Raw genomic sequence first — 14,924 nt, 5'->3', positions numbered from 1 at the left:
ATGCGAGGCGGCGGGGTTCATTTGGCAACCGCGCCGTGCGTCGGTCAGGATGAAGTAGCACCTGCCCACCATCACCCTTGGGCCCGTCCCGGTCGTTGCGGAGGACCGTCAGGCGGAAGCGGATGCGGCGGCAAGCCGCCGGCGTGCTTCGTCGCAATCGGCCGCCATCTGAACTGTCAGCGCATCGAGGCTCTCGAACCTCTCTTCGGGACGGATGAAGGAGATGAGCTCGACCTCGATCTTCTGGCCATAAAGGTCCCCGTCGAAATCGAAGAAATAGGGTTCGAGCAGTTCCTTGGGTGGTTCGAATGTGGGACGTATGCCGAGATTGGCGGCGCCGTCGAGGATGCGTCCGTCGGCCAGGCGTCCGCGCACCGCGTAGATGCCGAAGCGCGGGCGAAGATATTTGCCGAGATTCAGGTTCGCGGTCGGAAAGCCGATCGTGCGGCCGCGCTTGTCGCCATGTTCGACCTGGCCTTCGATCGCGAATGGTCGGGTCAGCAGACGGGTGGCGGTTTCGCAATCCCCGTTCTGAAGCGCCTCGCGGATGCGGCTCGACGATATCGGTTCGCCATCCTCCATCACCGGCGCCACGGCGTCGACCGACATGCGATGTCCGCGGCCGAGGATCATCAGCAGTTCCAGATTGCCGCCGCGCGCCTTGCCGAAGGTGAAATCCTCGCCGGTGACGACGCCCGCGGCCCCGATCCGCGACACGAGATGATCGCTGACGAAATCGGGCGCGGTGACGCCGGCCAGGCTGGCGTCGAACTGGAACACCAGCATCGCCTCGGCGCTCGCGGCTTCGAACAGCCGCTGGCGCTGGTCGAGGGTCGTCAGCCGGAACGGTGGCGCTTCGGGCTTGAAGAAGCGCACGGGATGCGGATCGAACGTCGCGACGAGCAGGGGCCGGCCTTCGGCCCTCGCACGGGTCAAGGCGCGCCCGACGACCGCCTGGTGCCCCTTGTGAAAACCATCGAAATTGCCGAGCGCGACGATACCCCCGCGAAGACGCTCCGGAACCGCCGAGCCGCCGTCCAGCCGCTCCATGCGATGTCTATAGGGAGGGCTTGGGTACGTGCCTAGAGCCTGGTCGTTGGAGGTGGAAGCGCTTGGCGCTTCCACCGATGACCTGAATCAGGCTCTTCAAACGCCCGGGGGAGGAGGTGTCTCAATCCTCTCTGTGTGGAGGATCTACGGCTGGCGCCGCTCCAGTCTCACCCAGTCAAAGGCTGGTCTTTCGTCCTCGGCGGCATGCGCCTCCCGACTGACCTCCTGCCAATGCGTCGGATCGGGCGCCGGCATGAAGGTGTCGCCATCCGGGGCGGAATGGACTTCGGTGAGCTCGATCACGGTGGCATGAGGCATGAACAGGTCATAGATTTCGGCGCCGCCGACGATCGAGACGCGCATGCCGGCTGCGGCGCGGAGCGCGTCGTCGACGGAATGGACGACTTCCGCCCCAGGCCGCGTCCAGCCCCGATCCCGCGTCAGAACGATATGGCGACGTCCCGGCAAGACTCTGGGAAAGCTTTCGAACGTCTTTCGCCCCATGATCATCGGCGCGCCCATCGTTGTCGCCTTGAAATGCTTCAGGTCGTCAGGGATATGCCATGGCATGCCCCCATCCTTCCCGATCGCGCCATTTTCGGCGCGGGCGACGACGAAGACGATTTCCATCGTCACACAGCCACCGGCGCGCCGATATGCGGATGGGGATCGTAATCGACGATCTCGAAATCCTCATAATCGTAGCGGTCGATCGCCGGCGGACGCCGCTTGATGTTCAGGCGCGGCAGCGGCCGCGGGTCGCGGCTCAGCTGCAGGCGGGCCTGGTCGAGATGGTTGGAATAAAGGTGGCAGTCGCCGCCGGTCCAGATGAAGGCGCCGGGCTGAAGGCCGCATTGTTGGGCGAGCATATGGGTCAGAAGCGCATAGGAGGCGATGTTGAAAGGCACGCCCAGGAAGACGTCGGCACTGCGCTGATAGAGCTGGAGGTTCAGCTTGCCCGCCGCGACCTGGGTCTGGAACAGGCAGTGGCAGGGCGCCAGCTTCATCCGGTCGATCTCGGTCGGGTTCCAGGCGGAGACGATCTGGCGGCGCGACGCGGGATTGGTGTTGATCTGGTCGATCAGCAGGGCAATCTGGTCGATATGGCGGCCGTCGGCCCCTTCCCAGTCCCGCCATTGCTTGCCGTAGACTGGGCCCAGATCGCCATTTTCGTCGGCCCATTCGTCCCAGATGCTGACCCTGTTTTCCTTCAGCCAGGCGATGTTGGTCTCGCCGCGCAGGAACCACAGCAGTTCGATGATGATCGATCGCAGATGCAGCTTCTTCGTCGTCAGCAGCGGAAACCCCTGGGACAGGTCGAAGCGCATCTGGTGGCCGAATACCGACAAGGTGCCGGTGCCGGTCCGGTCCTCCTGCGGAACGCCTTCGTCGAGGATGCGGGACAGTAGCTGGTGATAGGCCTGCATGGCTCTGCTTATGCACCCGCGCCTTCGAAGCACAAGCCTCGCGAAAGGCTATATTTGACAGACGCGGATCTGATCGGGTTCCGGCCTCGGGCTGTTCGGCTCGAATTGGGCGAAATAGGATTCCGAATCGGCCAGTCTTTCGAAGCGGGTGAGCTCGTAGCCGACGGAAGCGAATTCGCAGATCAGGAGCCGGGGCGGCGTTCCGTGGCGCGCCGTGGGACGATCGGCGTCGACCACGACCACCCGGCCGCGCCTTTTCAGGTCGTCCCTTATATGCCACAGGAATTCGCTCGGCCGCTGGATCTCATGATACATGTGGATCATGAAGATGCGGTCGAACGACCTGTCGGGCAGGAGCGGATCGTTGGGCTGGCCGAGCTTGACCGCGACATTGTCCAGCCGCTCGCGCTGGACGCGCTCGGCCAGGCTGTCGCGTGTGCCCGGCATGATGTCCTGGGCGAGGACGCGGCCCTTCTTGCCCACGAGGGGTGCCAGCCGGACCGTATAATAGCCTTCGCCCGCACCGATATCGGCAACCGACATTCCGGGCTGGACATCGGCCAGTTCCATCACGGTCTCGGCCTCGCCGACCCCGTCGCGCGCATCCTCGTTGGAATATCGTGACGAGACGATCGGTGCGACCGGGCGGTGGGGATCGGGGAAAGGCGATTTTTTCGGTTCCTCCTTGCACGCGGCAAGGAGCGAGCACGTCAGGAGGAACAGGCCGGTCCTAATCGACATCTTCGACTTCGACGGTCTCGCCGGTCACCTTCTGCGACAAGGCGGCCGCCATGAAACGGTCGAGATCGCCGTCGAGCACGTCGGACGGCGAAGTCGAGGTCACGCCGGTCCTGAGGTCCTTCACCAGCTGATAGGGCTGGAGGACATAGGACCGGATCTGATGGCCCCAGCCGATGTCGGTCTTGGCGGCATGTTCGGCGTCGGCCGCGGCTTCGCGGCGCTGCAGCTCGGCCTCGTAAAGCCGCGCCTTCAGCATCTTCATGGCCTCCGCCTTGTTCTTGTGCTGGGATCTCTGGTTCTGGCAGGCGACGACGATCCCGGTCGGCAGGTGGGTTATCCTGACGGCGCTGTCGGTGGTGTTGATATGCTGCCCGCCGGCGCCCGACGCGCGATAAGTGTCGATGCGCAGCTCGCCTTCATTGACCTCGATGTCGATATCGTCGTCGATCACCGGATAGACCCAGACCGACGCGAAACTGGTATGGCGCCGCGCCGAACTGTCATAGGGACTGATCCGGACCAGGCGATGGACGCCGCTTTCTGTCTTGGCATAGCCATAGGCATTCTCGCCCTTGAGCAGCAAGGTCGCCGATTTGATCCCCGCCTGTTCGCCGGCATGATAGTCGACCAGCTCGACCTTCATGCCATGGCGTTCGGCCCAGCGCGAATACATGCGCTGGAGCATTTCGGCCCAGTCCTGGCTTTCGGTGCCGCCGGCGCCGGCATTGACCTCGACATAAGTGTCGTTGGCATCGGCTTCGCCGGCCAGCAGGGCCGTCACCTTGTCGCGCTCGGCGCGCTCGGCGAGGGCGGCCAGGGAGGTCACGGCATCGTCGACCAGGCCCTCATCATCTTCCGCTTCGGCCATCTCCATCAGCTCGATCGTATCGTCGAGTTCCTGCTGGATCTTGCGCGTGGCGCCGATCGCCTCGTCGAGCCGGCGGCGCTCGCGCATCACCTCCTGCGCCGCCTTGGGATCGTCCCACAGCGACTGGTCCTCGACGCGGGCATTGAGCTCGTCCAGGCGCCGCAAGGCGCGATCCCAATCGAGGAACCGTCTCAGTAGGTCGAGCGCCGACCGGATCTGGTCGACATGGGCTTGCGCCTCGGCGCGCATGGAAATTCCTCGAAAGCGTTGGTTGGGGGACCGCCAGGGTCCTAGTAAATACCGCCCTGATTTTGCAAGAAGTCGCTGTCACGGCGCCGCTCGGCACGGGTCCGCGTCGCGGAACGCGCCGCCTTCGCCGCGGCCGCATTCTCGGCCATTTCCTCGCGCCGGATCGAGCGGCGGGGCTCGCTTTCCGGTTTGAACGCTTCCCAGATCACGGCCGCCTTGGGATCGGTGCCGGGCCATTCGCCGAAGACCTTGCGGCCTGAACGCCGGTCGATCCGGACCATCCTGATTCCTTCGGGCGCGCGGAACGGAACGACCGGCATGTCCTTGAACGCGGTCAGTGCGAATTGCTTGAAGACCGGCGCGGCCAGGGTTCCCCCCTGGGCATAGCCGCCCATCGGCCGAGGCTGATCGAAGCCCATATAGATGCCGGCGACGATATCGGGCGAACCGCCGATGAACCAGACATTGGTCGGGCCGCTGGTCGTGCCGGTCTTGCCGAACAGGGGCCGATTGAGCTCGCGCAGTGTCGTCGCGGTGCCGCGCTGGACCACGCCTTCCAGTATATGGACCATCTGATAGGCCGTCATCGGGTCCATCAACTGCTTGGTCCGCAACGGCGGCCGCGGCATCGGCTTGCCGTTCCAATCGGGTGCGTTGCAGCCTTCGCACGGGCGGGTATCGGCCCGGTAGATGACCTTCCCGGACCGGTCCTGGACATAGTCGATCAGCGTCGGCTTCACTTCCTTGCCATTGTTGGCCAGGATGGCGAAGGCGTTGGTTATCTTCATCACCGTCGTGTCGCCGGCACCCAAAGCGATCGCCAGATAATTGGGATATTCGCCAACGCCCAAGGTCTTCGCCAGTTTCGTGACATTCTGCATGCCGATCTGATTGGCGGTGCGCACGGTCATCAGGTTGCGGGACTGCTCCACGCCCCAGCGCATCGTCTGCGGTCCGGCATTGCCGCCGGAAAAGTTACGGAAGCATTTGTTGCCGAGGCCCGCGCCCTGCCAGACGCAGAACGGCCCGTCGACGATGATCGAGGCGGGCGTCAGGCCATTGTCCATCGCGGCCGAATAGACGACGGGCTTGAAGGTCGATCCGGGCTGCCGAAGCGCCTGGGTGGCGCGGTTGAAATCGTCGCCGCGCGAATCGAACCCGCCCTGCATGGCAAGGATGCGGCCGGTCGCGACCTCCTCGACGACCATGCCTCCCGAAACTTCGGGGATGGAACGAAGGACATAGCCATTTCCTTCCCGCTTGACGACGATGATCATGCCGGGTCGAAAAGTGTTGAAGGCGGGCGTGGACGTGCCGCGCTTGGGCATCGACGCCGCAGAACTGGGAAGGATCGCCGTGCTGCCGTCGGCAAAGCCGATCGTCGCGCTCGTCGCCGATTTGGAAAGGATCGCGGCCGCGCGCCAATCGGGATAGCCGGTGCCGAATGGCGCCCGCGCCAGCTCGCTGCGCCAGTCTCCGGAAAGCTTGACCGAGAGGCCGGGATCGCGCCAGCCCTTGCCGCGATCATAGCGGGTCAGGCCGTCGCGCAGCGCATTTTCGGCCGCCCTCTGCTTGGCCACGTCCAGCGAGGTGCGCACCCACAGACCGCCCGTATAGACGCCGTTCGGCCCCTTTTCGGTTTGCTGGCCGTAGCGGTCGATCAATGTCCTGCGCACCTCCTCGATGAAATAGCCGCCGAAGTTGCGGACGCTGTTGCTGGCGCCGCGGCCGGTGCCGAGCGGCGCGGCTGTTGCTGCGGCGCGCTGCGCGGGCGTGATGAAGCCGTTCCGCTCCATTTCCGACAGCACCCAGTTGCGCCGCTCCAACGCCCGTTCGGGATAGCGTTCGGGGCTGTAGTTGCTCGGCGCCTTGGGGAGCACGGCGAGATAGGCCATTTCGGGGAGTTCCAGATCCTGGACGTCCTTGTCGAAATAGGCACGCGCAGCCGCCTGCACGCCATATGCGTTTCGGCCCAGGAAAATCTGGTTGAGATAGAGTTCCAGGATCTGTTCCTTGGTCAGCACGCTTTCGATGCGGCGGGCGAGGAAGGCTTCCTTGATCTTACGGGTAACCGAATATTCGTCGCCGAGCAGGAGATTCTTGGCGACCTGCTGGGTGATGGTGGATCCGCCGCGGGCACGTTCGCCCGACCCCATCTTCGAGATATAGTCGCCAACCGCACCGATCACACCGGGATAATCGATACCGCCGTGGCGGAAGAAGGTGCGGTCCTCTGCTGCCAGGAAAGCGTTGATAAGCTGGGGTGGATATTCGTCGAACTTCAGCTCGACCCGCCGCTCGCGGGCGAAAGTCTGTACCGGCTCCCCGTCCGCGCCGCGCACGTTGGTCGGCAAAGGCGGCTGATAGGTCAGCAGGGATTCGGCGGATGGAAGGGCCTGGGCGAAGATGAGCCAGAGAAAGAAGATGCCGAGGATCGGCAATGCGGCGAGTAAAGCGAGGATCTTTACCCAGCGTTTCTGCCAGGCGCGCCGTACGTCTTCCCGAAAGCGGCCGGCGTCGCGGCGGAGGACGAAGCGGTTGCTGCTGCTGGTGTTCGCGGTCATTTACGGCGAGGCTTTAGCGGATGATCGGGTAGGGGTGAAGCGGGAGTCTTCGGCTTCTCTCGTGCTTCGGCGATCTACCGCCGGGCGACGTTGATCAGCCGCCGCGCGAAATGAGCCTCGATCGCGCGGCGCATGCCAAGCGCGATCTGCTTCCGGCCCTCGTCCGACTGGATATAGGCGGCATCGACGGCATTGGTCAGATAGCCCGTTTCGAACAGGATCGACGGCACGTCGGGGGCCTTCAGCACGATCAGCGAGGCGAAACGGTGATATTCGGGCCGGAACGGGAAGAAGGCCGAAGCCTCGCGGCGGAGCAGGCTGGCGAAATCAGCGGAAATGTTCATGCTTTCGCGCTGGGCGAGGTCGATGAGGATCCTGTTGACGCCGGCATCCTCGCTGAGCGCAGCACCGCCGATCTTGTCCGAAGCATTTTCCTGGACGGCGAGCAAGGCGGCTTCCCGGTCGGATGCGACTTCGGACAATGTGTAGATGGTCGCGCCGCGGGCGCCGTCATTATGGGGAGCGGCGTCGGCATGGACCGATATGAATAAATCGGCGCCCAGCTGGCGGGCGATGCCGTAGCGGTCGCGAAGCACGAGGAAGCGGTCGTCGTCGCGCGTCAGGGCGACCCGCACCCGTCCGGACGCGACCAGTTCGTCCCGGATCGCCCGCGCGATGGCGAGGGTGACATCCTTTTCGGGGCGCCCGCTGAAGGGGGAGCGCGCGCCGGGATCCTTGCCGCCATGGCCGGCGTCGAGGACGACAAGTGGCCGGTTCGCGCCGCGTCCGCCCATGATGCGGGGGGAATTGGGCCCTGGCGTCTCGGGCTGGTCGAGGGAGATGGTGATGCTGCCATTGTCGGCCGGAGGCGGCGTATCGGGCGGCGACAGGCCGAACAGGGACGCCAGCAATGCCCACAGGAAGTCCATGTGCCTATCTGCCGCGACCACGCCGTCCGGGTCCAGCAAATAGTTGGAATGGGCATTCCGATACCGCGCAGGCCTGTTCATGCCGCGCGAGGCCGTCAGGTCGGAAAGCTAGCGGTTGCTGCTGCGTCTTACTGGTGCTAGCACCAATGCTCGGCATGCTGTTTGAAGACATTCTTCCCGACAAGCGCCGAGCATCTTGCGCCGGCTTTCTGACCGGCCATCTAGGTTGACGCTGCATGAGGCATATTTTCCCGCACTGGCTACGCCCCCTCTTTGACAGGGCGGTTGCGGTGGGGAGCTTGCGGCCGGCGATGAACGCCGGCCTGCCGGGCGCAGCAGAAGCACGGATTCTATCTTCAACCCGGACCTTGAAGGCGCACGCCCGCGCGGCCCCGCCTTCGTCCATATTCGAGCGCGCGCACCGCCTCGCCAGCGAGGCCGCGGCGCGCGTGTGGAGTGAACTTAATGACAATGCGCATGCTAATCGACGCGCGCCACCAGGAAGAAACCAGGGTGGCCGTGGTCAAGGGAAACCGGATCGAGGAGTTTGATTTCGAATCCGCCGAGCACAAGCAGCTCAAGGGGAATATCTATTTAGCCAAGGTCACCAGGGTCGAACCGTCGCTGCAGGCGGCGTTCGTCGATTATGGCGGCAACCGGCATGGCTTCCTGGCCTTTTCGGAAATTCACCCCGATTATTACCAGATCCCCAAGGAGGATCGCGAGGCCTTGCTGCGCGAGGAGGCGGAGCATGCCGCGGAGGAAGAAAAGCTCCGTGCCGCCGAAGACAGCCGCTATGAGGAACATGGCGACGAGGACGAACGCGACCACCGATCGGAGGATTTCGAAGAGGATCAGGATTCCGACGATGCGGATCATGACGATGACGGCGCCGCGCCGCCGCTCGCCGATTCCGCGGAAAGCGCACCTGAGGAGAATGCCGCCGACGAGCTGAGGCGGAAGCGTCAGAACCTGCGCCGCCGCTACAAGATCCAGGATGTCATCCGGCGGCGCCAGGTACTGCTCGTCCAGGTGGTCAAGGAGGAGCGCGGCAATAAGGGCGCGGCGCTCACCACCTATCTGAGCCTGGCCGGGCGTTATTGCGTGCTGATGCCCAACACGTCGCATGGCGGCGGCATCAGCCGGAAGATCTCGAACGGCGCCGACCGCAAGCGGCTGAAGCAGATCATGGCGGAGTTGAACCTGCCGACGACGATGGGCTGCATCGTCCGCACTGCCGGCCTGTCGCGCACTAAGACCGAGATCAAGCGCGATTTCGATTATCTCGCCCGGTTGTGGGACGAGATCCGTGAAAAGACGCTGCAAAGCTCGGCGCCCGCGCTGATTTATGGCGACAGCGACCTCATCAAGCGCGCCATCCGAGACATTTACAACCGCGACATCGACGAAGTGATCGTGGAAGGGGACGAAGGCTATCGCGCCGCCCGCGCCTTCATGAAATTGCTGATGCCGAGCCATGTCCGGCGCGTGAAGACCTATGCGGGCGCCGTGCCGCTGTTCCAGCGCAATGGCGTCGAAGACCAGCTGGCCGGCATGTATCAGCCGATCGTGCAGCTGAAGTCCGGAGGCTATCTGGTCATCAACCCGACCGAGGCCCTGGTATCGATCGACATCAATTCCGGCCGGTCGACCCGCGAACACAATATCGAGCAGACCGCCTACGCGACGAACATCGAAGCGGCGCACGAGATCGCCCGGCAGCTGCGCCTGCGCGACATGGCGGGCCTGGTCGTGATCGACTTTATCGACATGGAATCGAACGGCCACATCCGCAAGGTCGAGAAGACGATGAAGGAGGCGCTCAAGAACGATCGCGCGCGCATCCAGGTCGGCCGCATCTCCTCCTTCGGGCTGATGGAGATGAGCCGGCAGCGGCTGCGCACCGGCGTGCTCGAGGCTTCGACCAAGCCTTGCCCGCATTGCGAGGGCACCGGCCTGATGCGCACTGCCTCTTCGGCCGGCCTGTCGGCACTGCGCATGCTGGAGGACGAGGCCGCGCGCGGCCGCGGCAGCCGCATCCTGCTCCGTGCCGGGCGTGAGGCGGCGATCTATGTCCTGAACCGCAAGCGTTCGGAAATCGCCGAGGTCGAATCGCGTTATGGTGTGGTCGTCGAGGTGTTGATCGACGAAAGCCTCGAAGGCGCCAAAATGAGTGTCGAATCGCTCGGGCCGCCGCCCGTCGAACGGCCGCGCGCCCAGACCGTCGCCGCGCCTGCCGTGGATGAGGAGGAAGATCTTCTCGACGAGGAGGAAGAGGAAGAGGCCGAAGACGATACGGCGGAAGCCGGCGAGGAGCGCCGACCGGATCGTCCGCGCGATCGGGATCACGAGCGGTCCGACGAGGGAGAAGGCGATCGCGGTCGCAAGCGCCGTCGTCGCCGCGGCCGTCGTGGCGGTCGCCGCCGGCCTGGGGAGGAAGGCCAGGATCGTGGCGACGAGCGGCCCTATGAGGAGGGCGATCGTGTCGAGCAAAGCGAGGCGCGGCCCGGCGAATCCGAGCCGTCTGCAGAACCGGCACCCGCCGAGCCGGCGCCAGCCGAGCCCGTGCCCGCCGAAGATGCCGGCGCCGAAGAGGAAAAGCCCAAGGGGCGTCGTCGTCCGCGCGCACGCCGGAAGACCGAGGCCGAGGATCAGCCTGCGGTAGCCGCGCCCGCCGAGGAGGCAGCGGCCGAAGCGGCCGTGGCCGCTCCCGCCGAGGAGAAAGAAGTCGAGGCGGAGGCCCCCAAACCTCGCCGCGGGCGCCGCAAAAAAACGGAAGAGCCGCCTCAGCCGACGGCGGCGGAACCCGCGGAGGAGGCGCCTGCGCCCGAGGCTGCCAACGATGAGGAGGCGAAGGCGAAGGCCGTCCCGGCAAGGAAGCCACGCCGCGGCAGCCGGGCCGCTCTGCCCGCCGACGCGCCGGAAGCGCCTGTGCTGGAGCGCCAGGAGCCGATGGTCGACACGCAGGACGACGGCGCCGACGAAGGCGCCGGCGGCCGGCGCGGCTGGTGGCAGCGCACCTTCGGCGCCTGATCGTTTCGGCGGCGGCGTGGAACGCTCATCTCCGGTTCAGGACGGTCTATTAAGAGACGCCGCCATGGCCGAAGCGATCCGACCACGCCGCGCCTGGGGCAGCTTCATCGTCCGGCTGCTCATGCTGCTCTCCTTGAGCTTCGCCATGATGTCGCGGCCGGCGCTGGCACAATCGATCCTGCGCGACGCCGAGACCGAGTCCCTGTTCCATGACATGTCGGCGCCGCTCGTCGAAGCTGCGGGCCTGCGTCCCAAGGACGTGGAAATCGTCCTCATCCACGACAAGTCGATCAACGCTTTCGTCGCCGGTGGCCAGGTCGTTTATGTCCATTCGGGACTGATCGCCGCTGCCGACAATGCCAACGAGGTCCAGGGCGTCATCGCCCACGAGCTTGGCCACATCGCCGGCGGCCATGTCGTTCGCTTCGGCGAAGGCATGAAGATGGCGACCGGCATCATGCTGCTTTCGCTTCTGCTCGGCGCGGCCGCCATGGCAGCCGGGGCCGGCGAGGCGGGCGCAGGCATATTGGCGGCGGGCCAGCAGGCCGCGCTCGGCAAGTTCCTCGCTTTCTCGCGAGTCCAGGAATCCAGCGCCGACCAGGCCGGAGCAAGCTATCTCCACAAGGCCGGCATCAGCGGCCGGGGATCGATCGCTTTCTTCAAGAGGCTGCAGAACCAGGAGTTCCGGCTCGCCATCCCCCAGGAGGACAGTTACGGCCGGACTCATCCGCTGAGCGGCGAGCGCATCCAGATCCTGGAAAATGCCTATAAGAACGACGCCGCCTGGAACACCAAGACCGATCCGGCACTGGAGGACAGGTTCCAACGGGTGAAGGCGAAGCTTGCCGGATTCGTCGAGGATCCGCGCACCACCCTGATCCGCTACCCGGAAACGGACAAGAGCGTTCCCGCCCGCTACGCCCGTGCTTATGCCTGGCACAAGAGCGCCTATCCGGACCGTTCCATGGCGGAGGTGGACAGCTTGCTGCGTGACAGGCCGAATGACCCCTATTTCCTGGAGCTGAAGGGTCAGGTCCTGCTCGAATCGGGGCATCCGGAAGAAGCGCTCGCCTCGCTTCGCGACGCGGTCAGCCGCGCGCCCGACCAGCCGCTCATCTCGGCCCTCTTCGGCCACGCATTGATCGCGACCGAGAAACCGGACAATTTCCCGGAAGCGAAAAAGGTGCTCCGCTCCGCCATCGGACGCGACAACAGCAATCCCTTCGCCTGGTATCAGCTGGGCATCGTCTATGATCGGGAAGGCGATCGCGGCCGCGCTGCGCTCGCCACCGCCGAGCGCTACAATCTGGAAGGTGTGCCAAGGCTCGCGCTCGCCAATGCCGAGCATGCCATGCAGAATATCGCGCGCGGCACCCCCGACTGGATCCGGGCGCAGGATATCGCGATGGTCTCCCGCACGGCGATTTCCCGGGAGGGCAAGAAGGGCGATGGCGTCAAATAAGCTTGGGGCGGCCGATCCGGCCGGGGGAATGTCCGCCAGGGGAAGCATGCTGGCCGGATTGATCGGGATCGTCATTGGCGGCTCGGCGGTCGCCTTGTGGGCGGACCGGAAGGAAGGCGCCGGGGGCAGCCGAGCCGAAATGGAGGGGGTCGTCCGCGACTATATCCTCGCCAATCCGGAAATCCTTCCCGAAGCCATGGAACGGCTTCAGCAGCGCAGCACCGCAGAAACGATCGAGGCCAATCGCGCCGCATTCGAAACGCCGTTCGCAGGCGCCTGGGCGGGCGCGCAACAGGGCGACGTCGTGCTTGTCGAATTCTTCGATTATGCCTGCGGCTTCTGCCGGAAGAGCAATGCGGACGTCGAGCGGCTGCTTCGCGAAGATCCGAAGCTCAAGGTCGTGTGGCGGGAATGGCCGGTCCTGGGTCCGAACAGTCTGGCCGCGGCCGAAGCCAGTCTGGCGGCCGCCCGGGCGGACAGATTCCAGGAGTTTCACGACCGGCTATTCGCCTCGGGACGGCCGACACCGCAGGCCATAGTCGCCGCCCAGCAAGCGGCCGGGATCACGCCCGAGCAAGTCGCCGCCATGCGCGGATCGCTGCAGGCGCGCGAGGAGCTGGAGCGCAATCACAAGCTGGCGACATCGTTGAATGCATCCGGCACCCCCACCTTCGTCATCGGCGATCAGCTGCTGCAGGGCGCTATCGGCTATGAAGCGCTGAAGGCGGCGATCGCCAGGGCGCGGGAGAAGGCGTGACGGCCGGCCCCTCAACATTTAAATAGCGCCTGATCAGGCGCTTCCCTTGAATCCCTGCGCCACCACATACCATTCCGACGAGCCCTTCCGACTGGCGGGGGGCTTGGCATGTTTGACCGTGCCGAAGCGTCGCTTGAGCTCCGCGACAAGGTTGGCATCGGCGCCGCCCGCAAGGACCTTGGCGACGAAGGCGCCGCCCGGTTTCAAAACCTCTGTGGCGAACAGGAGCGCCGCTTCGACCAGGCCCATGGTGCGCAGATGGTCGGTCTGCGGATGGCCGACCGTGTTCGCCGCCATGTCCGACAGGATCAGATCGGCCGGGCCGTCCAGGGCCTCCCGCAGCCGGTCCGGCGCCTCGTCGGCCATGAAGTCCATCTGCAGCAGGGTCGCGCCATCGATCGGATCGGTCGGCAGCAGGTCGATCCCGACCACCGTGGCGCGCGGCACCTTTTGCCGGACGACCTGGGTCCATCCGCCGGGGGCGACGCCGAGATCGACCACCCGTTCCACGCCTTTGAGAAAGCCGAACCGTTCGTCGAGCTCCAGCAATTTATAGGCGGCGCGCGAGCGATAGCCTTCGGCCTTCGCGCGCTTCACATAAGGATCGTTGAGCTGGCGTTCGAGCCAGCGCGTCGATCCGATCTTGCGGCCCTTGGCGGTCTTGACCCTCGTCTTGAAACCGCCGCTCCTGCCGCCCGGATCGCGGCTCACAGGCGATGACCGTCGCGGGCCATCAGCGATCGCAATATGCCCTCGCGAATGCCACGATCGGCGACCCCCAGAATGTTCGCGGGCCAGATGTCCATGATCGCTTCCAATATGGCGCAACCGGCGACGACCAGATCGGCCCGCTCGCCGCCGATGCACGGCAAGCGCGATCGCTCCTCCATGCTCATTCCGGACAACATCTGGCTGACGGCCCGCATCGATTCGGCCGGCACCATCAGGCCGTCCACGGCCTTCCGGTCGTAGCTCGGCAAGGCGAGGTGGACGCTGGCGAGCGTGGTGACGGTTCCGCTGGTGCCCATCAGCCTTATATTATTCTTGTCGGCGGGCAGCAGCTCGGCGAACCGGCTGAAGGCATGGCGGACGCGCTCTCGCATGCGACCATAGGAGGCGAGCCTCTCGCCCGCATCGGCGAAGTTGCGGCCTTCGCTCTCGGTCAGCGAAACGACGCCCCAGGGTGCGCTCCACCAGCTCCTGATCCTCGGCTCCGCGCCATCCGTGTCGATCAGGATCAATTCGGTCGAGCCGCCGCCAATGTCGAAGATCAAAGCGGGCCCGTCACCGGGCTCGAGCAGGCGGTGGCAGCCGAGCATCGCCAGCCGCGCCTCTTCCTCAGGCGCTATGATCTCGAGCGCGATTCCGGTTTCGTCATAGACGCGCTGGATGAAATGGCGGCCATTGACCGCACGCCGGCAGGCTTCGGTTGCGACCGAGCGCGCCAGCGATACGCGGCGGCGGCGCAATTTGTCCGAACAGACGGAAAGAGCCGACAGCGCGCGGTCGATCGCGGCGTCGCTGATCCTGCCGCTGGCGGCAAGGCCCTCGCCAAGCCGGACCACCCGGGAAAAGGCATCGATGACGACAAATCCGTTTTCAGCGGGACGCGCAATGAGCAGGCGGCAATTGTTGGTGCCGAGATCGAGCGCACCGTAAATATGTCGACAGGGCGGCCGCCGGAACGGGATCGATCCCCTTCCCGCCTGCGCCGGATCAGCCGGCGTTAGCGGAGCCGTGACGGCTTGCTGCGCCATATCCAAATACTCTTATATTCTCATTCCGGGCGGACGAGCCGCCTTTGACCTGTCATCAGGCTATAGCAGCAGGACCCTTTCGGCAAG

The 14,924-nt window shown here is 65.1% G+C and carries 12 protein-coding genes; 3 read left to right on the top strand and 9 right to left on the bottom strand.

Going from position 1 to position 14,924, the window contains the following annotated elements; translation table 11 throughout:
• Positions 1–108: 108 nt before the first annotated feature.
• The 7 genes from RQX22_RS08880 to RQX22_RS08850 all read right to left on the bottom strand — a co-directional run bounded on the left by RQX22_RS08880 (position 109) and on the right by RQX22_RS08850 (position 7,909).
• A complete protein-coding gene (locus RQX22_RS08880) occupies positions 109–1,050 on the bottom strand; it encodes a bifunctional riboflavin kinase/FAD synthetase (RefSeq protein WP_315725667.1) in 942 nt (313 codons plus the stop codon).
• 144 nt (positions 1,051–1,194) lie between these two features.
• Entirely contained in the window at positions 1,195–1,680 is a 486-nt protein-coding gene (locus RQX22_RS08875; RefSeq protein ID WP_315725665.1) for a dihydrofolate reductase, read from the bottom strand.
• Positions 1,681–1,682: 2 nt separating this feature from the next.
• Positions 1,683–2,477, bottom strand: coding sequence for a thymidylate synthase (locus tag RQX22_RS08870; RefSeq protein WP_315725663.1), 795 nt, complete (start codon positions 2,475–2,477; stop codon positions 1,683–1,685).
• Positions 2,478–2,525: 48 nt separating this feature from the next.
• Positions 2,526–3,218: a methyltransferase domain-containing protein gene (locus tag RQX22_RS08865; RefSeq protein ID WP_315725661.1), complete on the bottom strand. Its 693-nt coding sequence runs from the start codon at positions 3,216–3,218 to the stop codon at positions 2,526–2,528.
• Positions 3,208–4,335: a peptide chain release factor 2 gene (gene prfB, locus RQX22_RS08860; protein ID WP_315725659.1), complete on the bottom strand. Its 1,128-nt coding sequence runs from the start codon at positions 4,333–4,335 to the stop codon at positions 3,208–3,210. Before prfB ends, RQX22_RS08865 begins: the two co-directional genes overlap by 11 nt.
• A 41-nt stretch (positions 4,336–4,376) precedes the next feature.
• A complete protein-coding gene (locus RQX22_RS08855) occupies positions 4,377–6,899 on the bottom strand; it encodes a penicillin-binding protein 1A (protein WP_315725657.1) in 2,523 nt (840 codons plus the stop codon).
• Between the two features lie 74 nt (positions 6,900–6,973).
• A complete protein-coding gene (locus RQX22_RS08850; RefSeq protein WP_410001621.1) occupies positions 6,974–7,909 on the bottom strand; it encodes an N-acetylmuramoyl-L-alanine amidase family protein in 936 nt (311 codons plus the stop codon).
• Positions 7,910–8,293: 384 nt separating this feature from the next.
• On the opposite strand from RQX22_RS08850, the gene RQX22_RS08845 reads away from it, so the two are divergent.
• The 3 genes from RQX22_RS08845 (at position 8,294) to RQX22_RS08835 (ending at position 13,080) form a co-directional block, all read left to right on the top strand.
• Positions 8,294–10,861, top strand: a complete 2,568-nt coding sequence (locus tag RQX22_RS08845) for an Rne/Rng family ribonuclease (RefSeq protein ID WP_315725656.1) — start codon at positions 8,294–8,296, stop codon at positions 10,859–10,861.
• Positions 10,862–10,925: 64 nt separating this feature from the next.
• Positions 10,926–12,323 carry a M48 family metalloprotease gene (locus tag RQX22_RS08840; RefSeq protein ID WP_315725654.1) on the top strand — a complete coding sequence of 466 codons (1,398 nt, stop codon included), beginning with the start codon at positions 10,926–10,928 and terminating at the stop codon, positions 12,321–12,323.
• Positions 12,310–13,080: a DsbA family protein gene (locus tag RQX22_RS08835; RefSeq protein WP_315725653.1), complete on the top strand. Its 771-nt coding sequence runs from the start codon at positions 12,310–12,312 to the stop codon at positions 13,078–13,080. The genes RQX22_RS08840 and RQX22_RS08835 overlap by 14 nt, the downstream gene beginning before the upstream one ends.
• 33 nt (positions 13,081–13,113) lie before the next feature.
• Here RQX22_RS08835 and RQX22_RS08830 read toward each other — a convergent pair whose 3' ends face one another.
• Positions 13,114–13,791: an RlmE family RNA methyltransferase gene (locus tag RQX22_RS08830; RefSeq protein WP_315725651.1), complete on the bottom strand. Its 678-nt coding sequence runs from the start codon at positions 13,789–13,791 to the stop codon at positions 13,114–13,116.
• A complete protein-coding gene (locus RQX22_RS08825; RefSeq protein WP_315725649.1) occupies positions 13,788–14,837 on the bottom strand; it encodes a Ppx/GppA phosphatase family protein in 1,050 nt (349 codons plus the stop codon). Before RQX22_RS08825 ends, RQX22_RS08830 begins: the two co-directional genes overlap by 4 nt.
• Positions 14,838–14,924: the final 87 nt, after the last annotated feature.

The sequence above is a fragment of the Sphingosinicella rhizophila genome, assembly GCF_032378825.1.
Classification (GTDB): domain Bacteria; phylum Pseudomonadota; class Alphaproteobacteria; order Sphingomonadales; family Sphingomonadaceae; genus Allosphingosinicella; species Allosphingosinicella rhizophila.
The sequence above is the reverse complement of the archived record's forward strand: the minus strand, read 5'-3'. Positions and strand labels throughout refer to the sequence as shown.